21 protein-coding genes are annotated in these 23,473 nt (G+C 65.4%); 5 read left to right on the top strand and 16 right to left on the bottom strand.

What is annotated here, in order from left to right; translation table 11 throughout:
- Positions 1-36: 36 nt before the first annotated feature.
- The 10 genes from ACPRTJ_RS05275 to ACPRTJ_RS05230 all read right to left on the bottom strand — a co-directional run bounded on the left by ACPRTJ_RS05275 (position 37) and on the right by ACPRTJ_RS05230 (position 12,417).
- The gene (locus ACPRTJ_RS05275) at positions 37-870 is read right to left on the bottom strand and encodes an AraC family transcriptional regulator (RefSeq protein ID WP_078479963.1); all 834 of its coding nucleotides are present in this window, start codon (positions 868-870) and stop codon (positions 37-39) included.
- Between the two features lie 130 nt (positions 871-1,000).
- Positions 1,001-1,969 carry a peptide ABC transporter ATP-binding protein gene (locus ACPRTJ_RS05270; protein WP_043862495.1) on the bottom strand — a complete coding sequence of 323 codons (969 nt, stop codon included), beginning with the start codon at positions 1,967-1,969 and terminating at the stop codon, positions 1,001-1,003.
- The gene (locus tag ACPRTJ_RS05265) at positions 1,969-2,937 is read right to left on the bottom strand and encodes an ABC transporter ATP-binding protein (protein ID WP_043862494.1); all 969 of its coding nucleotides are present in this window, start codon (positions 2,935-2,937) and stop codon (positions 1,969-1,971) included. Before ACPRTJ_RS05265 ends, ACPRTJ_RS05270 begins: the two co-directional genes overlap by 1 nt.
- A gap of 10 nt (positions 2,938-2,947) precedes the next feature.
- Positions 2,948-3,877, bottom strand: a complete 930-nt coding sequence (locus tag ACPRTJ_RS05260; RefSeq protein WP_426428292.1) for an ABC transporter permease subunit — start codon at positions 3,875-3,877, stop codon at positions 2,948-2,950.
- A gap of 11 nt (positions 3,878-3,888) precedes the next feature.
- Complete coding sequence (locus ACPRTJ_RS05255; RefSeq protein ID WP_043862492.1) at positions 3,889-4,899, bottom strand: ABC transporter permease subunit; 1,011 nt, start codon at positions 4,897-4,899, stop codon at positions 3,889-3,891.
- A gap of 72 nt (positions 4,900-4,971) precedes the next feature.
- On the bottom strand, positions 4,972-6,567 hold the full coding sequence (locus ACPRTJ_RS05250) for an ABC transporter substrate-binding protein (protein WP_054916391.1): 1,596 nt from the start codon (positions 6,565-6,567) through the stop codon (positions 4,972-4,974).
- A gap of 74 nt (positions 6,568-6,641) precedes the next feature.
- Positions 6,642-8,039 carry an OprD family porin gene (locus ACPRTJ_RS05245; protein WP_426428289.1) on the bottom strand — a complete coding sequence of 466 codons (1,398 nt, stop codon included), beginning with the start codon at positions 8,037-8,039 and terminating at the stop codon, positions 6,642-6,644.
- A gap of 72 nt (positions 8,040-8,111) precedes the next feature.
- A complete protein-coding gene (locus ACPRTJ_RS05240; protein WP_043862489.1) occupies positions 8,112-9,707 on the bottom strand; it encodes an ABC transporter substrate-binding protein in 1,596 nt (531 codons plus the stop codon).
- Between the two features lie 237 nt (positions 9,708-9,944).
- Entirely contained in the window at positions 9,945-11,570 is a 1,626-nt protein-coding gene (locus ACPRTJ_RS05235) for an ABC transporter substrate-binding protein (protein ID WP_426428288.1), read from the bottom strand.
- 133 nt (positions 11,571-11,703) lie between these two features.
- Entirely contained in the window at positions 11,704-12,417 is a 714-nt protein-coding gene (locus ACPRTJ_RS05230; protein WP_043862487.1) for an SIMPL domain-containing protein, read from the bottom strand.
- Positions 12,418-12,616: 199 nt separating this feature from the next.
- Here ACPRTJ_RS05230 and ACPRTJ_RS05225 point away from each other — a divergent pair, with 199 nt between their 5' ends.
- From ACPRTJ_RS05225 to ACPRTJ_RS05210, 4 genes are all read left to right on the top strand, one after another.
- Entirely contained in the window at positions 12,617-13,873 is a 1,257-nt protein-coding gene (locus tag ACPRTJ_RS05225) for an ATP-binding protein (protein WP_054916388.1), read from the top strand.
- Positions 13,873-14,433, top strand: a complete 561-nt coding sequence (locus ACPRTJ_RS05220) for a response regulator transcription factor (RefSeq protein WP_043862485.1) — start codon at positions 13,873-13,875, stop codon at positions 14,431-14,433. Before ACPRTJ_RS05225 ends, ACPRTJ_RS05220 begins: the two co-directional genes overlap by 1 nt.
- 102 nt (positions 14,434-14,535) lie before the next feature.
- Positions 14,536-15,477, top strand: coding sequence for an AEC family transporter (locus ACPRTJ_RS05215; RefSeq protein ID WP_054916387.1), 942 nt, complete (start codon positions 14,536-14,538; stop codon positions 15,475-15,477).
- A gap of 50 nt (positions 15,478-15,527) precedes the next feature.
- The gene (locus ACPRTJ_RS05210; protein WP_043862483.1) at positions 15,528-16,901 is read left to right on the top strand and encodes an amino acid permease; all 1,374 of its coding nucleotides are present in this window, start codon (positions 15,528-15,530) and stop codon (positions 16,899-16,901) included.
- A gap of 20 nt (positions 16,902-16,921) precedes the next feature.
- On the opposite strand, the gene ACPRTJ_RS05205 is transcribed toward ACPRTJ_RS05210, so the two are convergent.
- From ACPRTJ_RS05205 to gatC, 6 genes are all read right to left on the bottom strand, one after another.
- Positions 16,922-17,299 (bottom strand): carboxymuconolactone decarboxylase family protein, encoded by a 378-nt coding sequence (locus tag ACPRTJ_RS05205; RefSeq protein ID WP_043862482.1) that lies wholly within the window; start codon positions 17,297-17,299, stop codon positions 16,922-16,924.
- A 10-nt stretch (positions 17,300-17,309) separates the two neighbouring features.
- Complete coding sequence (locus ACPRTJ_RS05200) at positions 17,310-18,353, bottom strand: calcium/sodium antiporter (RefSeq protein WP_426429076.1); 1,044 nt, start codon at positions 18,351-18,353, stop codon at positions 17,310-17,312.
- Positions 18,354-18,415: 62 nt separating this feature from the next.
- Positions 18,416-18,790, bottom strand: a complete 375-nt coding sequence (locus ACPRTJ_RS05195; protein WP_043862480.1) for a septal ring lytic transglycosylase RlpA family protein — start codon at positions 18,788-18,790, stop codon at positions 18,416-18,418.
- Positions 18,791-18,897: 107 nt separating this feature from the next.
- Positions 18,898-20,343 (bottom strand): Asp-tRNA(Asn)/Glu-tRNA(Gln) amidotransferase subunit GatB, encoded by a 1,446-nt coding sequence (gatB, locus tag ACPRTJ_RS05190; RefSeq protein WP_054916385.1) that lies wholly within the window; start codon positions 20,341-20,343, stop codon positions 18,898-18,900.
- Between the two features lie 11 nt (positions 20,344-20,354).
- The gene (gatA, locus tag ACPRTJ_RS05185; protein WP_426428285.1) at positions 20,355-21,806 is read right to left on the bottom strand and encodes an Asp-tRNA(Asn)/Glu-tRNA(Gln) amidotransferase subunit GatA; all 1,452 of its coding nucleotides are present in this window, start codon (positions 21,804-21,806) and stop codon (positions 20,355-20,357) included.
- Between the two features lie 16 nt (positions 21,807-21,822).
- A complete protein-coding gene (gene gatC / locus ACPRTJ_RS05180; protein WP_043862477.1) occupies positions 21,823-22,110 on the bottom strand; it encodes an Asp-tRNA(Asn)/Glu-tRNA(Gln) amidotransferase subunit GatC in 288 nt (95 codons plus the stop codon).
- A 205-nt stretch (positions 22,111-22,315) separates the two neighbouring features.
- On the opposite strand from gatC, the gene mreB reads away from it, so the two are divergent.
- Entirely contained in the window at positions 22,316-23,353 is a 1,038-nt protein-coding gene (gene mreB, locus ACPRTJ_RS05175; RefSeq protein ID WP_008371426.1) for a rod shape-determining protein MreB, read from the top strand.
- The last annotated feature ends 120 nt before the right edge of the window (positions 23,354-23,473 follow it).

Raw genomic sequence — 23,473 nt, 5'->3', positions numbered from 1 at the left:
TGTTCGGCTCCACATCCGTAACGGTGTGGGCCGATGCTAGGGCTGGGCGGGCGGATTGTCTTGCGTGCGTGTCCGCAGAGAAATCTGTTGCACGTAGGCCTTGGGCGACAGGCCGGTGTGCTGGCGAAAGCACTTGTAGAACGCCGACAGTGAATTGAAGCCGGCGGCGAAGGCCAGGTCATCGACCTTGGGCGCCGGCCCTGCGCGCTCCAGTTCAGCCAGCAGATGCTGCAGGCGGGCCTGGTTGACGTAGCGGTAGAAGCTCTGGCCCAGCACCTGGTTGAGCAGGTAGGAGATCTGGTTGCGGCTGTAGCCGCACTCGCGGGCGACCTGTTGCAGGTCCAGTTGCGGGTCCAGATAGGGTTGGCGACGGGTGAAGTAGTGCTGCAGGTCCTGGGCCATGAAGCTCAGCTGGCGCGGTGACAGGCCCAGGCGGCTGGCGGCCGGGCGCAGGCTGGGGTGGCCGGTGTGGCGTGAAGGCTCGCGCACCAGCGAGGCGTATTCGTTGACCTGCCAGATCAGGCCGTCGCGCACGGTGATGGCCTCGCTGGCACGAAACGCGGTGATGCCGTCGCCGCCGCGCAGCGTTACCTGGTACTGGATGAAGGCGGTGCAGCCGTCGGTGCGGATGCGGTCGCTGTGCACGATGTCCTCGCCATCCTGGCGCGGCATGCTGGCGGCCACGTATTCGCGCAGCTCGGCCAGGTGCAGTACGCGGTTCTGGAAGAAGTCGTTGTACTGGATGTCGGGGTGATAGAGCGCCATCACGCCGTCGAGGTCGCGGTGTTTCCAGCACAGGTGGTAGCGCAGCACGGTGGCGGCGGTTTCGGCGGTGTGTTCGGGGCCGTCGGGGATCGGGTGTGCGGCCATGGGGCTGGCTCATTGGAGGTAGGAAAGCAGAATACCTGCAGGGCCCTATCGCGGGTCAAGCCCGCTCCCACAAGGACAGCAGTGATCCGTGTGGGAGCGGGCTTGACCCGCGATTGCTGGCGCAGCGGTTCTAGAGAAACTGCTCCGCATAGTGGCACGCCACCTGCCGTGTACCCACTGGCCGGAACGCCGGCTCTTCACTGGCACAGCGCTCGGTGGCATACGGGCAACGCTTGTGGAACGCGCACCCCGGCGGTGGGTTCAGCGGGTTGGGCAGCTCGCCCACGATCCTGATCTTTGGCTTGAGCGGGTCGGGGTGAATGGTCGGGGTCGCCGACAGCAGGGCCTGGGTGTAAGGGTGCAAAGGCCTGGCATAGATATCCTCCTTGGGCCCCATTTCCGCCGGGCGCCCCAGGTACATCACCAGTACCTGGTCGGCCACATGCCGCACCACCGCCAGGTTGTGCGAGATGAACACGTAGGCGGTGTTGAACTCCTTCTGCAGGTCCATGAACAGGTTCAGCACCTGCGCCTGGATCGACACGTCCAGCGCCGAGGTCGGCTCGTCCGCCACCAGCACCTTGGGTTGCAGCATCATGGCCCGCGCCAGGGCGATGCGCTGGCGCTGGCCACCGGAGAACATGTGCGGGTAGCGCTGGTAGTGCTCGGGCCGCAGGCCCACCTGCTGCATCATCGCCTGCACCTTCTCGCGGCGTTCGGCCCTGGACAGCCGGGTGTTGATCAGCAGCGGCTCGGCCAGTTGGTCACCGACCTTCTGGCGCGGGTTGAGCGAGGCATAGGGGCTCTGGAACACCATCTGCACATCGCGGCGCAGTTGCCGGCGCTGCTGCTTGCTGGCACCGGCCACCTCCTGCCCGGCGATCTGCAACGAGCCCGACGACGGTTCCTCGATCAGGGTCAGGGCGCGGGCCAGGGTCGACTTGCCGCAGCCGGATTCGCCGACCACGGCCAGGGTCTTGCCGGCCTCCAGTTCGAACGACACCCCATTGAGGGCGCGTACCAGGGCATGGCCCTTGAACAGGCCCAGGGACACTTCGTAATGACGGGTGAGGTCACGGGCGGTCAGTACGACGCTCATCACGCCACCTCCTGGTTGAGCGGGTAGAAGCAGCGGGCCAGGCTGTGGGCCTTGGGGTCCAGGCTCGGACGCTGCTGGCGGCAGTGGTCCTGCACGTAGGGGCAGCGCGGCGACAGCAGGCAGCCGTGGGGCCGGTCGTAGCGTCCGGGCACGATGCCGGGCAGGGTCGCCAGGCGCTCGGCGCCTTCGCTGTGCTCGGGGATCGCTGCCAGCAGGGCTTCGCTGTAGGGGTGCGCAGGCACCTCGAACAGCTCGGGCACCTGGCCGACTTCCACTGCCTGGCCGGCATACATCACGCACACGCGGCGGGCGGTTTCGGCCACCACGGCAAGGTCGTGGGTAATCAGGATCAGCGCCATGTCCTGCTCTTTCTGCAGGTTGAGCAGCAGCTCCATGATCTGCGCCTGAATGGTCACGTCCAGGGCCGTGGTGGGCTCGTCGGCGATCAGCAGCTTGGGTTCGCCGGCAATCGCCATGGCGATTGCCACGCGCTGGCTCATGCCGCCGGAGAGTTGGTGGGGGTAGGCATCCAGGCGGCTTTCCGGGGCCGGGATCTCGACCTTCTTCAGCAGCTCCAGCGCACGCTGGCGAGCCGCCTTGCCGCGCAGCCCCAGGTGCTGGCGCAGCACCTCCTCGATCTGGAAACCCACGGTGTAGCTGGGGTTGAGTGCGGTCATGGGGTCCTGGAAGACCATCGCCATGTCCTTGCCGACCACCTTGCGCCGCTGCCGGCCGCTCAGGGTGAGCATGTCGCTGCCGTTGAAGGTCAAGGCGTCGGCGGTGATGCGCCCGGGGGCGTCGATCAGGCCCATCAGCGCCATCATGGTCACCGACTTGCCCGAGCCGGACTCGCCGACAATCGCCAGCACCTCGCCCTTTTCCACGCTCAGGTCGAGGCCGTCGACCACCGGTACCGCCGAGGCGTCGCCGAAGCGCACGCTCAGGTTCTTGATGTGTAGAAGTGACATGGGCTTCTCCTCAGGCGGCATTCTTGAGTTTCGGGTCCAGCGCATCGCGCAGCCCGTCGCCCATCAGGTTGATTGCCAGCACGCTGAGCAGGATGGTCAGGCCCGGCAGGCTGACCACCCACCAGGCGCGTTCGATGTAGTCGCGGGCCGAGGCCAGCATGGTGCCCCACTCCGGGGTCGGCGGTTGCACGCCCAGGCCCAGGAAGCCCAGCGCGGCGGCATCGAGAATCGCCGAACTGAAACTCAGGGTGGCCTGCACGATCAGCGGCGCCATGCAGTTGGGCAGCACGGTGACGAACATCAGGCGCGGCAGGCGTGCCCCGGCCAGGCGTGCGGCGGTGACGTAGTCGCGGTTCAGCTCGCCCATCACCGCGGCGCGGGTCAGACGCACGTAGGCCGGCAGCGAGACGATGGCGATGGCGATCACGGTGTTGATCAGGCCAGGGCCCAGGATCGCCACGATGGCCACCGCCAGCAGCAGCGAGGGCAGCGCCAGCATCACGTCCATCAGGCGCATGATGGACGGGCCAAGCAGGCGTGGGAAAAAACCGGCCAGCAGGCCCAGCAGCACGCCCGGGATCAGCGAGATCATTACCGATGACAGGCCGATCAGCAGCGACAGGCGCGAACCCTGGATCAGCCGCGAGAGCAGGTCGCGGCCCAGCTCGTCGGTACCCAGCAGAAACTGCCACTGGCCGCCTTCGAGCCATACCGGCGGGGTCAGCAGGAAGTCGCGGTACTGCTCGCTGGGGTTGTGCGGCGCCACCCACGGGGCGAACAGCGCGCAGAACACGATCAGGCACATGAACAGCAGGCCGGCCACCGCGCCCTTGTTGCGCGAGAAGGCGTGCCAGAATTCCTTGTAGGGGGAGGGGTAGAGCAGGCTCTGGTCGAGCGGCGCGGCGTCGACGGCAGTGGTCTTTGCAAGCGGATTGGTCATGAGCGAAGGCCTCAGCGCTGATGTCGGATGCGTGGGTTGGCCAGGCCGTAGAGGATGTCCACGACGAAGTTGACCAGGATCACCAGGCAGGCAATCAACAGGATGCCGTTCTGTACCACGGGGTAGTCACGGGCGCCGATGGCTTCGATCAGCCATTTGCCGATGCCCGGCCAGGAAAAGATGGTTTCAGTAAGCACCGCGCCACCGAGCAACGTGCCGACCTGCAGGCCGACCACCGTAAGCACCGGGATCAGCGCGTTGCGCAGGCCGTGCACGAACACCACCCGTGCCGGCGACAGGCCCTTGGCCCGTGCGGTGCGGATGTAGTCCTCGCGCAGCACTTCGAGCATCGAGGAGCGGGTCATGCGTGCGATCACCGCCAGCGGGATGGTGCCGAGCACGATGGCCGGCAGGATCAGGTGCATCAACGCGTCCTTGAACGCGCCTTCCTCGTCGCTGAGCAGGGTGTCGATGAGCATGAAGCCGGTGGTCGGCTCGATGTCGTAGAGCAGGTCGATGCGCCCGGACACCGGCGTCCAGCCCAACCCGACCGAGAAGAACATGATCAGGATCAGGCCCCACCAGAAGATCGGCATCGAGTAGCCGGCCAGGGAGATGCCCATGACCCCGTGATCGAACAGCGAGCCGCGCTTGAGCGCGGCGATCACCCCGGCCAGCAGCCCGACGATGCCGGCGAACAGCAGCGCGGCCATGGCCAGTTCGAGGGTGGCGGGGAACAGCGCGAGAAACTCGTGCCACACGCTTTCGCGGGTACGCAGCGACTCGCCCAGGTCGCCCTGGGCCAGCTTGCCGACGTAGTCCAGGTACTGCTGCGCCAGCGGCTTGTTCAGGCCGAGCCGTTCCATGGCCTGGGCGTGCATCTCGGGGTCGACCCTGCGTTCGCCCATCATCACCTCCACCGGGTCACCGGGGATCAGGCGTATGAGCGCGAACGTGAGCAGGGTGATGCCGAAGAACGACGGGATCAACAGGCCCAGACGCCGTGCAATAAAACTAAACATCGTGTGGTGTACCTCATCAGCCTAAGGCATGCCTGCGAGCGCCCGGGGGCGGGCGCTGCAAGCGTTATCGTTCTACTTCACCCGCGTGGTGGCGAAGTTGTTGTTGGTCATCGGGTTGATGACGTAGCCCTCGACGTTCTCGCGCAGGGCGGTGAACACCTTCGGGTGGGCCATGTTGATCCACGGTTTGGCCTCATCGTACACCGCCAGTGCCTGGACATAGAGTGCGGCGCGTTGATCGGGGTCGGCGGTTTCGCGGGCGTGGTCGATCAGCACCTGGAATCGCGGGTTGCACCAGCGTGCGTAGTTTTCCCCATTCTTCGCTGCGGCGCAGCTGAGCAGCGGGGTCAGGAAGTTGTCCGGGTCGCCGTTGTCGCCCGCCCAGCCGGCCGACACCATGTCGGCTTCGCCGGCCTTGGCGCGGCGCAGCATCTCGGCCCATTCCATCACGCGGATGTCGACCTTCAGGCCGACCTGGGCGAGGTCGGCCTGAAGCATCTCGGCGCTCAGGCGCGGGTTGGGGTTGGTGGGCCCGCCGCCGTTGCGGGTGAACAGGGTGAGCACGGTGCCTTCGGGTACGCCGGCCTCCTTGAGCAGCGCGCGGGCCTGGTCCAGGTCGCGGGGCGGGTTGCGGTTCTGGCTGTTGTAGCCCATCAGGGTCGGCGGGTAGGGGTTCACCGCCAGCAGGGCGTTGCCCTTGCCGAACAGTTGCTCGACATGGTGTTCGCGATCGAAGGCCAGGTTGATGGCGCGCCGTACGCGCACGTCGCTCAGGTACCTGTGCTCGGTGTTGAGCGAGATGTAGCCGGTGGTCAGGGCCTCCATTTCGGCCACCTTCAGGCGCGCGTCGGCCTTGATGCCGGGTATGTCGTCGGGCTTGGGGTACAGCGCCACCTGGCATTCGTTGGCGCGCAGCTTCTGCAGGCGCACGTTGTTGTCGGGGGTGATGGCGAAGATCAGCGCATCGCTCGGCGGCTTGCCGCGAAAGTAGTCCGGGTTGGGCCTGTAGCGCACCTGCGCGTCCTTGTTGTAGCGCTGGAAGATGAACGGGCCGGTGCCGACCGGCTTGCTGTTGAGTTCGGCGGTGGTGCCGGCCTTGAGCAACTGGTCGGCGTATTCGGCGGAATAGATCGAGGTGAAGGCCATGGCCAGGTCGCGCAGAAACGGCGCCTCGGGGCGGGTCAGGTGAAACGCCACGGTGTGCGGGTCGAGCTTTTCCACCGACTTGAGCAGGTGCTGGAAACCCATGCTCTCGAAATAGGGGAAGCCGATGCTGGTCTTGTCGTGCCAGGGGTGGGCGGGGTCGAGCTGGCGCTGGAAGCTCCACAGCACGTCGTCGGCGTTCAGGTCGCGGGTGGGGGTGAAGTAGTCGGTGGTGTGGAACCTGACCCCGCTGCGCAGGTGAAAGGTGTAGGTCAGGCCGTCGGGGCTGACCTCCCAGCGTTCGGCCAGGGCCGGCTGCACCTCGGTGGTGCCGGGCTTGAAGTCCACCAGGCGGTTGAACAGGGTTTCTGCGGCGGCATCGGCGGTGACGGCCGTGGTGTACTGCACGATGTCGAAGCCCTCGGGGCTGGCCTCGGTGCACACCACCAGGGGCTTGGCCATCAGCGGGGCTGCGGCGCTCAACAGGATGGCTGCAAGGGCAGCCTGTAGGGTTGACTGTTTCATGACACTTCCCTGCATTCGATTAAACCAGCGTAGCCATCGCGGCCGATTCGGCGAATCGGCCGCGACCTGCCGCCCTAGAGGATGTTGAACGGAATGGTTGTGACCACGCGCACCTCGTTCAGGCTCCCGTCACCCTGCAATTTGCTGGCGCGGTGGGTGGTGTAGGTGGCACGCACGGTGGTGTCCTTGAACGCGCCGCCTTGTACGGCATAGCTGGTGCCGATGCCCCATTCGTCGTGGTGCTCGCCGTCGAGGTTCTTCACGTCGTAGCCACCGCCCTTGTAATGGGTGCCGTCGATGCCCCAGCCGCGGGCGTTGTACAGGTTGAACTTGAGGCCGGGTACGCCGAAGGGGGCCATGTTCAGCACGTAGCCGATCTGCAGTGATTTCTCGTTGGGGCCGTTGAAATCCGACAGCAGCGAGTTGGCCAGGAAGATCGCGTTGGTGTCGTGCAGGTAGTCGAAGTACTCGTTGCCGTTGACCTGCTGGTAGGCGACCGACACGGTGTGCGCCTGGTGGGTCAGGGCCAGCGACAGGCTGAAGGTGTCGTTGTCGATGGCGCCCAGCTTGCTCTGGCCGGCGTCGCGGGTCTTGTAGTAGTTGAGCCCGGTGTTCAGGCCCAGCACCGCGTTGTCGCCCAGCAGGTGGTTGGCGCCGAAGTAGTACTGGTTCCACAGGTCCTCGACCTTGGACACGTAGAGGCTGGTGCTCAGGCTCTGCAGCGGCTGGTAGTTGACCCCGGCCATGCTGACCCGGTCGGTGAACTGGCGGGAATCGCCATACTCGGAGCGAAACTTGCTCTGGCCCTGCTCGGTACGCATCGACACGCGGTCGAAGGTGCCCAGGTCGAAGCTCAGGTTGTCGAACTCGGCGCTGTGCAGGCTCACGCCCTGGAAGCTGGAGGGCAGTGCGCGGTTGCCGATGTAGGCGATCACCGGGGTGTCGATGGACTGGCGGCCGGCGGTGAGGGTGGTGTTGGACACCCGGGCCTTGAGGTTGGCCAGGCCGACCTTGCTCCACTGGTCGAGCATCTCGCCGTCGCCGTGGGTGAGGGTGCGGTTGTTCGGCCCGGCCACGCTGGCGCGACCGCGCTGCAGGGCCACCGCGTTGTACAGCGCCACTTCGGTGCTCAGGCCCACGGTGCCCTCGGTGAAGCCGGAGGTGTAGTTGAGGAGGGTGCCCTGGACCCAGTTGTCGCGGCTGCTGGTGGGGTGGCGGCTGCCGTCGCGCTTGCTGTAGGACCACAGTGGCCCGCGGGTGGCGTGCTCGTGGGCGTACCAGTTGCGGGTCGAGCCGGACAGGCGCTGGCCGTCGAGAAAGCCGCTGGCCTGGGCCTGGTCGGAGGTGGTGCGCAGGGTAAGCGCAACGAAATCCTGGCTGACGGGCTCGGCCTGGGCCAGCGCGCTCAGGCCGCCAAGGGCCAGGCAAAGTGCTGCGTGTCGGGTAGGTCTCAAGGTGATGCTCCTTTGCATGTTTTTATTAGCCGCCGGGCCTCGTGAGCCCGGCGGGTGCGGCGGTGAACCTTGGGAGGGGGCGGGCAGAGGTCAGTCGACGCTGACGCCCGAAAAACTGTTGCGCCCGAACGGGCTGACCTTGAAGTCCTGTACCCGGACGCTCAGCGGTTGGTGCACGGTGGAGTGGGCGACCGGGGTGATCGGCACCTGCTGCTTCATGCGCTGCTGGGCCTGCTGGTACAGCGCGGTGCGCGCGGCGGGGTCGGTGATGCGCTTGGCCTGCTGCACCAGGGCGTCGTATTCGGGGTCGCACCACATCGACACGTTGTTGCTGCCGATGGCACCGCAGCTGTAGAGGGTGCCCATCCAGTTGTCGGGGTCGCCGTTGTCACCGGTCCAGCCCAGCAGCATCACGTCGTGCTCGCCGTTCTTGGTGCGCTTGATGTACTCGCCCCATTCGTAGCTGACGATCTTCACGTCCAGGCCGACCTTGCCCCAGTCGGCCTGGAGCATCTCGGCCATCAGCTTGGCGTTGGGGTTGTAGGGGCGTTGCACCGGCATGGCCCACAGGGTGATGGGCGTGCCGGGCTTGACCCCGGCGGCCGCCAGCAGGGCGCGGGCCTTGTCGGGGTCGTAGCCGGCATCGCGGATGCTCGGGTCGTAGGACCACTGGGTGGGCGGCATGAAGTTCACGGCCAGTTGGCCGGCATCCTGGTACACCGCCTTGACGATGGCCGCCTTGTTCACCGCCATGTCCATGGCCTGGCGCACCTGCAGTTGGTCGAACGGCGGGTGCTGCACGTTGTAGGCGATGTAGCCCAGGTTGAAGCCGGGCTGGTCGAGCATGTTGATCTTCGGGTCGGCGGCCAGGGCCTTGAGGTCGGCGGGGCGCGGGTTGACGGTGACCTGGCATTCCCCCTTGCGCAGCTTCTGCACCCGCACCGAGGCGTCGGTGTTGATCGAGAAGATCAGCTGGTCGAGCCTGACCTGCTGCGGGTCCCAGTAGTCGGGGTTGGCCCGGTAGCGGATCTGCGCATCCTTCTGGTAGCGCTGGAACACGAAGGGGCCGGTGCCGATCGGCTTCTGGTCGAAGTCGCTGAGGCGCCCGCTGGCCATCAGCTGGGTGGCGTATTCGGCCGAGACGATCGAGGCAAAGCCCATGGCCAGGTTCTGGATGAAGGCGGCGTCGACGCTGTTGAGGGTGAAGACCACCGTGTAGGGGTCGCGCTTTTCGACCCGGGCGATGTTCTTGTCCAGGTCCATGCTGACGAAGTAGGGGAACTCGGCCGGGTAGGCCACGCGAAACGGGTGCTGCGGGTCGAGCATGCGCTGGAAGGTGAGCAGCACGTCGTCGGCGTTGAAGTCGCGGGTGGGGGTGAAGTCCTTGTTGGCGTGGAACTTCACGCCCTGGCGCAGGCGGAAGGTATAGGTCAGGCCGTCATCGGAAACGTCCCAGCCGGTCGCCAGCGAGGGGATGACGCGGGTGGCGCCGCGTTCGAATTCCACCAGGCCGTTGTACAGCGGCTCGGCGGCGTCGTTTTCGATGGAGGTGGTGTACTGGGCGATATCGAAGCCGCCCGGGCTGCCCTCGGAGCAGAACACCAGGTTGCCCTTGGCCAGGGCTGTCGGGCCATAGGCCAGTGCCCCCAGGCCCAGCAGTGCGGCGAAAACCGGAGAAATACGCATGCGGTCCCATTCCTTTTTTGTTGTACGAGGCGTGGGGGGCGCGGCGACAGCAGGGTGCCAGCACCACCACGCGCTCCACGGTAGGGACGCGGGCGGCGGGCGTGCAGGTAAGGAAGTGGGTGTGAGGCGTGGGAAAAATCTTGGTGTGGTGTCGTAATTTTCAAGCAGGTATCAGTGCCCCGCGTGCACCGATGAGCTCGGCGCCCGCAGGGACAGGCTAAACATCGCGTTGCGTGTCTATTGGCTGACGCTTACGCCGTAGAAGGCATTCAGGCCGAAGGGGCTGATCTTGAAGTCCTGCACGGTCTTGCGCATCGGCTGGTACACCGTGGAATGGGCGATCGGGGTGATCGGCACCTGCGCCTTGATGATGTGCTGCGCCTGCTTGTACAGCTCGGTGCGTCGGGCCTGGTCGGGGGTGGCCTTGGCCTGCTTGATCAGCGCGTCGTAGGCGGGGTCGCACCATTTGGAGAAGTTGTTGCCGTTCACCGCGTCGCAGCCGTAGAGGGTGCCCAGCCAGTTGTCCGGGTCGCCGTTGTCGCCGCTCCAGCCGATCAGCATGGCGCCGTTCTCACCGGCCTTGGCGCGCTTCATGTATTCGCCCCACTCGTAGCTGACGATGCTGGCCTTGATGCCGATCTTCGCCCAGTCGGCCTGGATCATCTCGGCCATTAGCCGGGCGTTGGGGTTGTAGGGGCGTTGCACCGGCATGGCCCACAGGGTGATCTCGGTGCCCTCCCTGACCCCGGCCTCGTGCACCAGCGCCTTGGCTTTGGCCGGGTCGTAGGGCACGTCCTTGATGGTGTCGTCGTAGCTCCACTGGGTGGGCGGCATGGCATTGACTGCCAGTTGCCCCGCGCCCTGGTACACCGCGTCGATGATCTGCTGCTTGTTCACCGCCATGTCCAGGGCCTGGCGCACTTTGAGCTGGGCCATGGGGTTGGGCGCGGTGGTGCCCTTGATCGGGTCGGTCACGTTGTAGGCGATGTAGCCCAGGTTGAAGCCGGCCTGGTGCGGCAGGTTCAGGTTGGGGTCCGCTCCCAGCGACTTGAGGTCGGCCGGGCGCGGGAACAGGGTGATCTGGCATTCGTTCTTCTTGAGTTTCTGCATGCGCACCGACGGGTCGGTGGTGATGGCGAAGATCAGGTTGTCGATCTTCACGTCCTGCGGTTGCCAGTAGGCCTTGTTGCCCTTGAAGCGGATCTGCGCGTCTTTCTGGTACTTGGCGAACACGAAGGGGCCGGTGCCGATCGGCTTCTGGTTGATGTCGGCAGGCTTGCCCTGCTTGAGCAGTTGCTCGGCGTATTCGGCGGACTGGATCGAGGCGAAGCTCATGGCCATGTTCTGGATGAACGCGGCGTCCACGCTGGCCAGGGTGAACCTGACCGTGTGTTCGTCGAGTTTTTCGAGCTTGACGATGTTCTTGTCCATGCCCATGTCGGTGAAGTAGGGGAACTCGGTGGGGTAGGCCTTGCGAAACGGCAGGTTCCTGTCGAGCATGCGGTTGAAGGTGAACAGCACGTCATCGGCGTTGAAGGGGCGGCTGGGCTTGAAGTAGTCGGTGCTGTGGAACTGCACGCCTTCGCGCAGGTGGAAGGTGTAGCTCAGGCCGTCGTCGCTGATGTCCCAGCGTGTGGCAAGCCCGGGGATCACCGCCGTACCGCCGCGTTCGAACTGGCTGAGGCGGTTGAAGACGGTCTCGGCCGAGGCGTCGAAGTCGGTACTGGTGGTGTACTGGCCCGGGTCGAAGCCCGCCGGGCTGCCCTCGGAGCAGAACACCAGGTTGCTGGCGGCATGGGCCAGCGGTGCGCCGGCCAGCAGGCCTGCGCCGAGCAGGTAGGGAAGGACCGCGTGTTTGAGCATTGTTGGCCTCATCGATGTCATTGGTGCGCCGGGCGGCCAGTGGGGCCGCTCGGCGGGCAGGGAGGCTGGCCTGTTGACCAGCGCGACCCTCAAACCATAGCTGACAGCGATGCAGGCGTTGCCCGCAGGTGAATCAGGGCATCAGCACTTCGATGGTGCCGTCTGCGCTGAGGCTGACCTGGCTGGTACCGGCTTCGATTTCCGGGCTTGGCGCGGCTTCGGCGTCCATGCTGGCCTTCATCATCATGGCGCCGCGGGCGTAGGGGTGCGGGTAGCCGCTGCTGTTGAGGTTCAGGTTGACCACCTTGTAGCCCTTGCCGCCGAGGGCTTCGGTGGTCAGCTGGGCGCGGGCCTTGAAGGCGTCGATGGCATCCTTGAGCAGGGCGTCTTCGCTGCTCTTGCGGGTGGCCGGGGCGATGGCGAAATCCATCCCGCCCATCTTCAGGTCCTGCAGCAGCTCGCCGGTGAGCTTGGACAGCGCCGGGAAGTTCGCGCTTTCCAGGCGCAGCTCGGCACGTTCGCGCCAGCCGGTGATCTTCTGGTTCTTGTTGTCGTAGATCGGGTAGCTGTTGCGGCTGTCCTGGCTGAGCTTGACGTCCTTGACCGCACGGGCCTTTTCCAGCGCCTTGTTCATGCTGGTGGTGATCTCGTTGGCCAGCTTGGCCGGGTCGGTGTTCTGCGCCTCGGTGTACAGGGTCACGACCATCAGGTCGCGGGCGACTTCCTTGCTGGCTTCGGCGCGCAGTGAAACCTGGTTGTAGCGAGGCTCGTCGGCCAGTGCCGCAAAGCTGGCAAACAGGCCGGTCGCGAGGACGAGGGTGGTACTGGCGCGAGACACAGTGTGCATGGGCAACTCCTTGAAATTGAGGCGTGGCGGCGGTCGATCCCGACCACGCAGACCCCATCAGACTCGCACAAACCGACGAGGTTCAAAAAGCCATCATCGATGCCGGTGTGCCTGTGGCGCTTTGCCGCATTGCTGCAGCGCGGGGTGCAGCTTGGGTATACTCGCCACGATTCACCTGGAGCACTCATCAGGAGAGCTCATGCTCGCCCCCGTACTCATGCTGTCTGCCACACGTCAGAACCTCTGGCGCCTGACCTTCATCCGCACCCTGGTGCTGGCCGCCCAGGCCGGTTCGGTGGCGGTCGCCTACTGGACCGAACTGCTGCCACTGCCGTGGCTGGCGCTGAGCATCACCCTGGGGTTCTCCATGGTGCTGTGCGTGCTCACGGCCATCCGGCTGCGCACCTCGCTGCCGGTCACCGAGCTGGAGTATGCGGTGCAGCTGGCCTGCGACCTGCTGATCCACAGTGCGCTGCTGTATTTTTCCGGGGGCTCGACCAACCCCTTCGTGTCCTATTACCTGGTGCCCCTGGCGATTGCCGCGGTGACGCTGCCATGGCTGTATTCGCTGATTCTGTCGGGCATTGCGCTGGTGGCCTACACCCTGCTGCTGGTGCAGTACTTCCCGCTCGAAACCTTCCCCATGGCCCGCGAGAAGATGCAGATCTACGGCATGTGGCTGAGTTTTGCCCTGGCCGCCGGGGTGATCACCTTCTTTGCCGCCAAGATGGCCGAAGAGCTGCGTCGCCAGCAGCAGTTCCAGGCCCAGCGCCGCGAGGAAGGCCTGCGCGACCAGCAACTGCTGGCCGTGGCCACCCAGGCCGCCGGTGCCGCCCATGAGCTGGGCACGCCGCTGGCGACCATGAGCGTGCTGATCAACGAGATGCGCCAGGACCACACCGACCCGCTGCTGCAGGAAGACCTGGAGACGCTGCAGGAGCAGGTCAAGCAGTGCAAGCACACCTTGCAGAACCTGGTGCGCGCCGCCGAGGCCAACCGGCGCATGGCGGTGCAGGAGCAGGAGGCGAGCTTCTGGCTGGACGAGGCGCTCAACCGCTGGCACCTGATGCGCCCCGAGGCCAGCTATCGCTTCCAGCGCCTGGGCCAGGGTACGGTGCCGCGCCTGGCGCCGCCGCCGGACCTGACCCAGGCCCTGCTGAACCTGTTGAACAATGCAGCCGATGCCTGCCCCAATGACCTGGAGGTGTACCTGGACTGGGACGCCGAGGACATCGTGATCAGCATTCGCGACCATGGCCCCGGCGTGCCGGTGGCGATCGCCGAGCAGATCGGCAAACCCTTCTTTACCACCAAGGGCAAGGGCTTCGGCCTGGGCCTGTTCTTGAGCAAGGCCAGCGTGACCCGTGCTGGCGGCTCGGTAAAACTCTATAGTCATGAGGAAGGCGGTACGCTCACCGAGCTGCGCCTGCCGCGTGACGCGCGAGGAGACGTGTGATGAGTGATGAAATTCAGGCTGAAGGCGAAGAGCTGCCGCACCTGCTGCTGGTGGATGACGACGCCACGTTTACCCGGGTGATGGCCCGGGCCATGAGCCGGCGCGGGTTTCGCGTGAGCACGGCGGGTTCTGCCGAAGAGGGCCTGCAGATTGCCCAGCAGGACGTGCCGGACTACGCCACGCTGGACCTGAAGATGGAGGGCGACTCCGGGCTGGTGCTGCTGCCCAAGCTGCTGGAGCTGGACCCGGAGATGCGCGTGGTGATCCTCACCGGCTATTCGAGCATTGCCACCGCGGTGGAGGCGATCAAGCGCGGCGCCTGCAATTACCTGTGCAAGCCGGCCGATGCCGACGACGTGCTGGCGGCGCTGGCGTCCGAGCACGCCGACCTGGACACGCTGGTACCGGAAAACCCGATGTCGGTGGACCGCCTGCAGTGGGAGCACATCCAGCGTGTGCTGACCGAGCATGAGGGCAATATCTCGGCCACGGCGCGGGCGCTGGGCATGCACCGGCGTACCCTGCAGCGCAAATTGCAGAAGCGCCCGGTTCGGCGCTGAACCTCAGGGCCTCTTCGCCGGCAAGGCCGGCGAAGAGGCTGCATGGCAGCCCCAAGGTTGACGTATGATTAGCTCCCTAACGACGCCGACGGGACCACCTGCATGCTCGCCCTTTTTCTCCAGACCCTGAACATCACCGCGCCGGTGTTCGCGATGATGTTCATGGGCGTGCTGCTGCGCCGCATCAACGCCATCAACGACAGCTTCATCCAGACCGCCTCGGCCCTGGTGTTCAACGTGAGCATGCCGGCGCTGCTGTTTCTGGGCATCTACCACGCCGATCTCGAGGCGGCGGTCCAACCCTCGCTACTGCTCTACTTCACCGTCGCCACCCTGGGCAGCTTCGGCCTGGCCTGGCTGATCGCGATCTGGCGCTGCCCCCGTGAAGATCGCGGCATCTACGCCCAGGGCGGCTTTCGCGGCAACAATGCGGTCATCGGCCTGGCGCTGGCCGGGAGCATGTACGGCGATCATGGCATCTCCATCGGCGCGGTGCTGGCCGGGCTGGTGATCCTGCTCTACAACTCGCTGTCGGCCGTGGTGCTGGCGGTGTACAGCCCGACCATCAAGTCCGACCCCTGGAGCATCCTCAAGAGCATCCTGCGCAACCCGCTGATCATCAGTGTGCTGGTGGCCGGCGTGCTGGCGTATGCCAAGGTGGGGCTGCCCAACTGGCTGCTGACCTCCGGTGACTATCTGGCGCAGATGACCCTGCCGCTGGCGCTGATCTGCATCGGCGGCACGCTGTCGATGGCCTCGTTGCACGCCAGCGGGCGCATGGCGCTGAGTGCCAGCCTGGTAAAGATGGTGTGGCTGCCGCTGCTGGCCACCTTCGGTGCCTGGTTGTGCGGCTTTCGCGGCGCGGAGCTGGGGGTGCTGTTCCTGTACATCGCCAGCCCCACCGCCGCGTCCAGCTACGTGATGGCGCGCGCGGCCAACGGCAATCACCAGCTGGCCGCCTCGATCATCGTGATTACCACGCTGATGGCCGCAGTTACGACGAATATCGGCATATTTATCTTGCAGTGGGGCGGCTGGATCTAGATCCTGTCGCCCACACTCAAAATAACGGCCTCCCTGCCTGAGGACACTTCATGCAAGACCAGATCACGCCCGAGCGTTTGCATCGCGGCCTGAAGAACCGTCACATCCAGTTGATCGCGCTGGGCGGCGCCATCGGCACCGGGTTGTTCCTGGGCATCGCCCAGACCATCCAGATGGCAGGCCCTGCCGTGCTGCTGGGCTACGCCATCGCCGGCCTGATGGCCTTTTTCATCATGCGCCAGCTGGGTGAGATGGTGGTCGAGGAACCGGTGGCGGGCAGCTTCAGCCACTTTGCGCACCGCTACTGGAACGAGTTCGCCGGCTTCGTCTCGGGCTGGAACTACTGGGTGGTCTATGTGCTGGTGGGCATGGCCGAGCTGACGGCGGTGGGTATCTACGTGCAGTACTGGTGGCCGGACTTCCCCACCTGGGCCACTGCAGCGATCTTCTTCGTGGCGATCAACCTGATCAACCTCACCCAGGTCAAGGTGTACGGCGAGCTGGAATTCTGGTTCGCGCTGGTCAAGGTGATCGCCATCGTCAGCATGATCGGCTTCGGCGCCTGGCTGCTGGCCAGCGGCAGCGGCGGGCCGGATGCCAGCGTGGCCAACCTGTGGCAGTACGGCGGGTTCTTCCCCAATGGCATCACCGGGCTGGTGATGGCGATGGCGGTGATCATGTTCTCCTTCGGCGGGCTGGAGCTGGTCGGCATCACCGCGGCCGAGGCGGACAACCCGCGCTACAGCATTCCACGCGCGACCAACCAGGTGGTGTACCGCATCCTGATCTTCTACATCGGCGCACTGGCGGTGCTGCTGTCGCTGTACCCCTGGCAGAAGGTGGTGCAGGGCGGCAGCCCGTTCGTGATGATCTTCCACAACCTGGACAGCAACCTGGTGGCCACCATTCTCAACGTGGTGGTGCTGACTGCCGCGCTGTCGGTGTACAACAGCTGCGTTTACTGCAACAGCCGCATGCTGTTCGGCCTGGCCAGCCAGGGTGATGCGCCGCGGGCACTGCTCAAGATCAACCGTCGTGGCGTGCCGCTGGCGGCGCTGGGCGTATCGGCGGTGGCCACCGGCCTGTGCGTGCTGATCAATTACCTGATGCCGGGCGAAGCCTTCGGCCTGCTGATGGCGCTGGCGGTGTCGGCACTGGTGATCAACTGGGCGAGCATCAGCATCACCCACCTGAAGTTTCGCAAGGCCAAGATCGCTGCCGGCGAGTCGACCTTCTACAAGAGCTGGGGGCACCCGGTGACCAATTACCTGTGCCTGGCGTTCATCGTGCTGATTCTGGTGGTGATGTACCTGACCCCGCCGATCCGCATCTCGGTACTGCTGATTCCGGCCTGGATCGCCACCCTGGGCGTGGCGTTCTGGCTCAAGAAGAAGGGGCAGAAGGCCGCCGCCGTCGCCGGCTGACGGCCCTGCGGGGTGATCGGTCAGCCCTGCTGGTAGCTGTCGATCACTTCCTGGGCGGCGCGAAACGCATCGATCGCCGCCGGTACGCCGGCGTACACGGCGCAATGCAGCAACGCCTCGCGAATCTCTTCCACCGTACAGCCGTTGTTCAGGGCGCCACGCACGTGGCCCTTGAGCTCCTGCGGGCACTTGAGCGCGGTCAGCGCCGCCAGGGTGATCAGGCTGCGGGTTTTCAGCGGCAGGCCCTCGCGGCTCCACACGCTGCCCCAGGCGTGCTCGTTGACGAACGCCTGCAGCGGCTCGGTGAACTCGGTGGCATTGCCCAGTGCACGGTCCACGAATGCATCGCCCATGACCTGGCGGCGAACCTGTTCGCCGGTTTTGTTGCTCTCGCCCATGTTGTTTTCCTTAGTGTTGGCGGCGCCAGGCGCGCACGGTGGTGTACAACAGCACCACCGCCAGCGTCGGCAGGACATAAAGCAGCATCAGCTGCTCCAGACGGTTGGCCAGCGGCATGCCGGTGGTGAAGGCCACCACGTGCAGACCATAGGCCAGGTAAAGACACAGGAACACCAGACCTTCGGCGCGGGTGACGCGGTAGCCGGAATAGAACACCGGCAGGGTCAGCACGGCCACGCCGAGCATCACCGGCAGGTCGAAGGCCAGCGCGTTGGGCGAGATCGACAGCGGCACCGGGGCCACCAGCGCGGTCAGCCCGAGCACCGCCAGCAGGTTGAACAGGTTGCTGCCGATCACGTTGCCCACGGCGATTTCACGCTCGCCGCGCAAGGCGGCGATCAGCGAGGTGGCCAGCTCCGGCAGCGAGGTGCATACCGCCACCACGGTCAGGCCGATCACCCGCTCCGACAGGCCCAGGTCGACGGCCACTTCCACTGCTGCCTCCAGCAACAGGTGCCCGGCCAGGCTCAGCAGGCCCAGGCCGGTGAGCATCAGTGCCAGGGTGCCGAACCAGAAGCCGACGCCACGCTGCGGTCGCGGGCCGGGGGCGGGGTAGGTGCGTGCGTGGTGGCGTGACTGGTGCCACAGGATGGCCAGGTAGGCAACCAGCCCGAGCAGCAGCAGGGCGCCTTCGAGGCGGCCGATGCGCTCGTCCAGGGCCAGCAGGTACACCAGCAGGCTGGCGCCGATCATCAGGGGGATATCCAGGCGTACCAGTTGCCGCGAAACGCGCAGGGGGATGATCAGGGCGGCCAGGCCCAGGGTGACCAGCACGTTGAAGATGTTACTGCCGATCACGCTGCCCACCGCCACGTCGGGTGCGCCGGTGTAGGCCGCCTGCAGGCTCACGGTCAGTTGCGGGGCGCTGCTGCCGAAGGCCACCAGGCTCAGGCCGATGATCAGCGGACGCACCTGCAGGCTGGCGGCCAGGCGCAGGGCGGCGCGCACCAGCAGTTCGGCGCCGGTGATCAGCAGCAGCAGGCCCAGGGCCAGTTGCAGCAGGCTGAAGGTGGGTAAAGCGGCCAGGTCGAAAATGGTCGTGCTCCGAAGCAGGGTCAGTTGCTGAGACTTTGTACCCGTACCCGCGCGGTTCCGCTACGGAGCATGCCCAGTTGGTCGGCGGCGGCGCGTGACAGGTCGATGAGTCGACCCCGGGTATGCGGGCCGCGGTCGTTGATGCGTACCACGACGCGGCGGTCGTTGGCGAGGTTGGTGACCTGCACGCGGGTGCCGAAGGGCAGGCTGCGATGGGCGGCGGTCAGGCCGTGCTGGTCGAAGGGTTCGCCACTGGCGGTGCGTTTGCCGTGATGGCGGGAACCGTAATAGGAGGCAGTGCCGGTCTGGTCGTAACCGCGGGGGTCGAGGGTGTGGCTGGCACAGCCGGCGAGCAGGGTGAAAAGCGCGAGCAGTGCGCTGAGGGGACGCCACATGTATCCGGTTACTCCGTGGTGTGGCCTTCGCCGGCAACGCCGGCTCCTGCAGGGATTGGTGCGTCCTTGTAGGAGCCGGCGTTGCCGGCGAATGCAGGCGACGCGGTTCAGCCTTCGAGCTTGCTCTTGAGCAATTGGTTCACCTGTTGCGGGTTGGCCTTGCCCTTGGACGCCTTCATCGCCTGGCCGACGAAGAAGCCGAACATCTTGCCGCGCTTGGCTTCGTCCGCCGCGCGGTACTGCTCGACCTGCTCGGCGTTGGCCGCCAGCACTTCGTCCAGTACCTTCTCGATCGCGCCGGTGTCGGTCACCTGTTTCAGGCCTTCTGCCTCGATGATCTGGTCGGCATCGCCTTCACCGGCGGCCATCTTCTCGAACACCACCTTGGCGATCTTGCCGCTGATGGTGTTGTCCAGAATGCGCTGCAGCATGCCGCCCAGTTGCGCGGCGCTGACCGGCGCCTGGTCGATCTCCAGGCCCAGCTTGTTCAGCAGGCTGCCCAGCTCGACCATGACCCAGTTGGCCGCCAGCTTGGCATCGCCGCACACACCGACCACCTGCTCGAAGTAGTCGGCCTGCTCGCGGCTGGAGGCCAGCACGTTGGCGTCGTAGGCCGACAGGCCGAACTGGCTCTGGAAGCGCTCGCGCTTCTGCGGCGGCAGTTCGGGCAGGGTGGCGCGGATGGCGTCGAGGAACGCCGGCTCGATGACCACCGGCAGCAGGTCCGGGTCGGGGAAGTAACGGTAGTCGTTGGCCTCCTCCTTGCTGCGCATGGAGCGGGTCTCGTCCTTGTTCGGGTCGTACAGGCGGGTTTCCTGGATCACCCGGCCGCCATCCTCGATCAGTTCGATCTGGCGCTGCACCTCGGTGTTGATCGCCTTCTCGATGAAGCGGAACGAGTTGACGTTCTTGATCTCGCAGCGGGTGCCGAACTCGACCTGGCCCTTGGGCCGGATCGACACGTTGCAGTCGCAGCGCAGCGAGCCCTCGGCCATGTTGCCGTCGCAGATGCCCAGGTAGCGCACCAGTGCGTGGATCGCCTTGACGTAGGCCACGGCTTCCTTGGCGCTGCGCATTTCCGGCTCGGAGACGATTTCCAGCAGCGGCGTGCCGGCGCGGTTCAGGTCGATGCCGGTGGCGCCGCTGAAGTCTTCGTGCAGGCTCTTGCCGGCGTCTTCCTCCAGGTGTGCGCGGGTGATGCCGATGCGCTTGACGGTGCCGTCTTCAAGGGCGATGTCCAGGTAGCCCTTGCCGACGATCGGCAGCTCCATCTGGCTGATCTGGTAGCCCTTGGGCAGGTCGGGGTAGAAGTAGTTCTTGCGCGCGAACACGTTGTGCTCGCCGATTTCGGCATCGATCGCCAGGCCGAACATGCAGGCCATGCGCACGGCTTCTTCGTTGAGCACCGGCAGCACGCCGGGCATGCCCAGGTCGATCAGGCTGGCCTGGGTGTTCGGCTCGGAGCCGAACGTGGTGGCGCTGCCGGAGAAAATCTTCGACTGGGTGGCGAGCTGGGTATGAATTTCCAGCCCGATCACAACTTCCCATTGCATGTGTCTGTCCCTCAGAAGCCGGTAGGTGCGCGGGTGTGCCAATCAGTCACTTGCTGATAGCGGTGCGCGACGTTGAGCAGGCGGCCTTCCTGGAAATACGGGGCCAGCAGTTGCACGCCGACCGGCAGGCCGTTGACAAAACCGGCCGGCATCGACAGGCCTGGCAGGCCGGCGAGGTTGGCGGTGATGGTGTAGACGTCTTCCAGGTAGGCGGCGACCGGGTCGCTGTTCTTGGCGCCAAGCTTCCAGGCCGGGTTGGGCGTGGTCGGGCCGAGAATCACGTCGACCTCTTCGAAGGCGGCCATGAAGTCGTTCTTGATCAGGCGGCGGATCTTCTGCGCCTGCAGGTAGTAGGCATCGTAGTAGCCGGCCGACAGCGCGTAGGCGCCGACCATGATGCGCCGCTGCACCTCGGGGCCGAAGCCTTCACCGCGCGAACGCTTGTACAGGTCGGTGAGGTCCTTGGGGTCTTCGCAGCGGTAGCCGAAGCGCACGCCGTCGAAACGCGAGAGGTTGGACGAGGCTTCGGCCGGGGCGATGACGTAGTACGCAGGGATCGCGTGCTGCATGTTCGGCAGGCTGATCTGCTTGACCACCGCGCCGAGCTTTTCCAGCTCCTTGACGCTGGCCTGGATCAGGTCGGCGATGCGCGGGTCCAGGCCGGCACCGAAGTACTCCTTCGGCAGGCCGATGCGCAGGCCCTGCAGCGAGGCGTTGAGCGGGGCGCTGTAGTCGGGCACCGGTTCGTCGATGCTGGTGGAGTCCTTGGCGTCGAAACCGGCCATGGCCTGCAGCAGCAGCGCGCAGTCTTCGGCGGTACGCGCCAGCGGGCCACCCTGGTCGAGGCTGGAGGCGTAGGCAATCATGCCCCAGCGCGACACGCGACCGTAGGTCGGCTTGAGGCCGGTGAGGTTGGTCAGCGCCGCCGGCTGGCGGATCGAACCGCCGGTGTCGGTGCCGGTGGTGGCCGGCAGCAGGCGCGCGGCCACGGCAGCGGCCGAACCGCCGGACGAACCGCCCGGCACGTGTTCGAGGTTCCACGGGTTCTTCACCGCGCCGTAGTGGCTGGATTCGTTGGCCGAACCCATGGCGAACTCGTCCATGTTGGTCTTGCCCAGGGTGACCATGCCGGCCTCGGCCAGCTTGCTGACCACGGTGGCGTCATACGGCGAGACGAAGTTGTCGAGCATCTTCGAGCCGCAGCTGGTGCGCACGCCCTGGGTGCAGAACAGGTCCTTGTGGGCGATGGGGGCGCCCAGCAGGGCGCCGGTTTCACCGCCAGCACGGCGGGCGTCGGCGGCACGCGCCTGGTCCAGGGCCAGGTCTTCGGTGACGCTGATGAAACTGTTGATTTGCGGGTCGAGCTGCTGGATGCGCGCCAGCAGCGTGCGGGTCAGCTCTTCGGCAGAAAAGGCTTTGTCGGCGAGTCCGCGGGCGATCTCGGCCAGGGTCAGTTGATGCATGGCAGGCTCTATTCCCTTACTCGATGACTTTAGGAACCAGGTACAGGCCGCTTTCGGTCGCCGGGGCGATGGCCTGGTAGCTGTCTCTCTGGTTACTTTCTGTTACCACGTCGGCACGCAGGCGCTGACGGGCTTCAAGGGGGTGGGCCAGTGGCTCGATGCCAGTGGTGTCGACCGCTTGCATCTGGTCGACCAAACCCAGAATACTGTTCAAGGCATCGGTAGTGCGCGGAAGATCGGCTTCATTGAGGCCCAGGCGGGCCAGGTGAGCGATCTTTTCCACGTCGCAGCGTTCAAGCGCCATGGGGATCTCCAGGGGAAAACAAAAAACGGAATTGGTCCGCGAATGAGGAACATGCTGGCAGATTTACGGTCATAAGGCCGCGATTGTGTGCTGGCTTGCTCGGAAAAACTGCCAATTTAACATATTGGCGCCTTGCCCAAAATCCCCGCCGTTGTTAGAGTTTGCCGCACTTTTTTACCCACGCGTTGCCTAGGGTCACTTTCCCATGTTCAAGAAACTGCGTGGCATGTTTTCCAGCGATCTTTCCATCGACCTGGGCACTGCCAACACCCTTATTTACGTGCGTGAGCGCGGTATCGTCCTGAATGAGCCTTCGGTTGTGGCCATTCGTACTCACGGCAACCAGAAAAGTGTCGTCGCTGTCGGCACCGAGGCCAAGCGCATGCTCGGCCGTACGCCCGGCAACATCGCTGCCATTCGTCCGATGAAGGACGGCGTGATCGCCGATTTCAGCGTCTGCGAAAAGATGCTGCAGTACTTCATCAACAAGGTTCACGAAAACAGTTTTCTGCAGCCCAGCCCTCGCGTGCTGATCTGCGTTCCGTGCAAGTCGACCCAGGTAGAGCGCCGCGCCATTCGCGAGTCGGCCCTCGGTGCCGGTGCCCGTGAAGTGTTCCTGATCGAAGAGCCAATGGCCGCCGCCATCGGTGCCGGCCTGCCGGTCGAGGAAGCCCGTGGTTCGATGGTCGTCGATATTGGTGGTGGTACCACCGAAATCGCACTGATCTCCCTCAATGGTGTGGTATACGCCGAATCCGTGCGTGTGGGTGGCGACCGTTTCGACGAGGCCATCGTCACCTACGTGCGCCGCAACTACGGCAGCCTGATCGGCGAGTCCACCGCCGAGCGTATCAAGCAGGAAATCGGTACTGCCTACCCGGGCGGCGAAGTGCGTGAAGTCGACGTACGCGGCCGCAACCTGGCCGAAGGCGTGCCACGTGCCTTCACCCTGAACTCCAACGAAGTGCTCGAAGCCCTTCAGGAATCGCTGGCGACCATCGTGCAGGCGGTCAAGAGCGCCCTGGAGCAATCGCCACCTGAGCTGGCTTCGGACATCGCCGAGCGCGGCCTGGTGCTGACCGGTGGTGGTGCGCTGCTGCGCGACCTGGACAAGCTGCTGGCCCAGGAAACCGGCCTGCCGGTGATCGTCGCCGAAGACCCGCTGACCTGTGTCGCCCGTGGCGGCGGTCGCGCGCTGGAGATGATGGACAAACACACCATGGACCTGCTCTCCAGCGAGTGATTTGCTGACCGCCCACCCCGTCCCCCGGTTTACAGGTAGCGCCCACAGTGCTACCTGTATGTGCTGGTGGCGCGTGTGGGCGTCGTTTCCATCCATCCTGCAAGCAGGCCGGTGCGTTGC

The sequence above is a fragment of the Pseudomonas palmensis genome, assembly GCF_049942755.1.
In the GTDB taxonomy this organism is placed as follows: domain Bacteria; phylum Pseudomonadota; class Gammaproteobacteria; order Pseudomonadales; family Pseudomonadaceae; genus Aquipseudomonas; species Aquipseudomonas palmensis.
The sequence above is the reverse complement of the archived record's forward strand: the minus strand, read 5'-3'. Positions and strand labels throughout refer to the sequence as shown.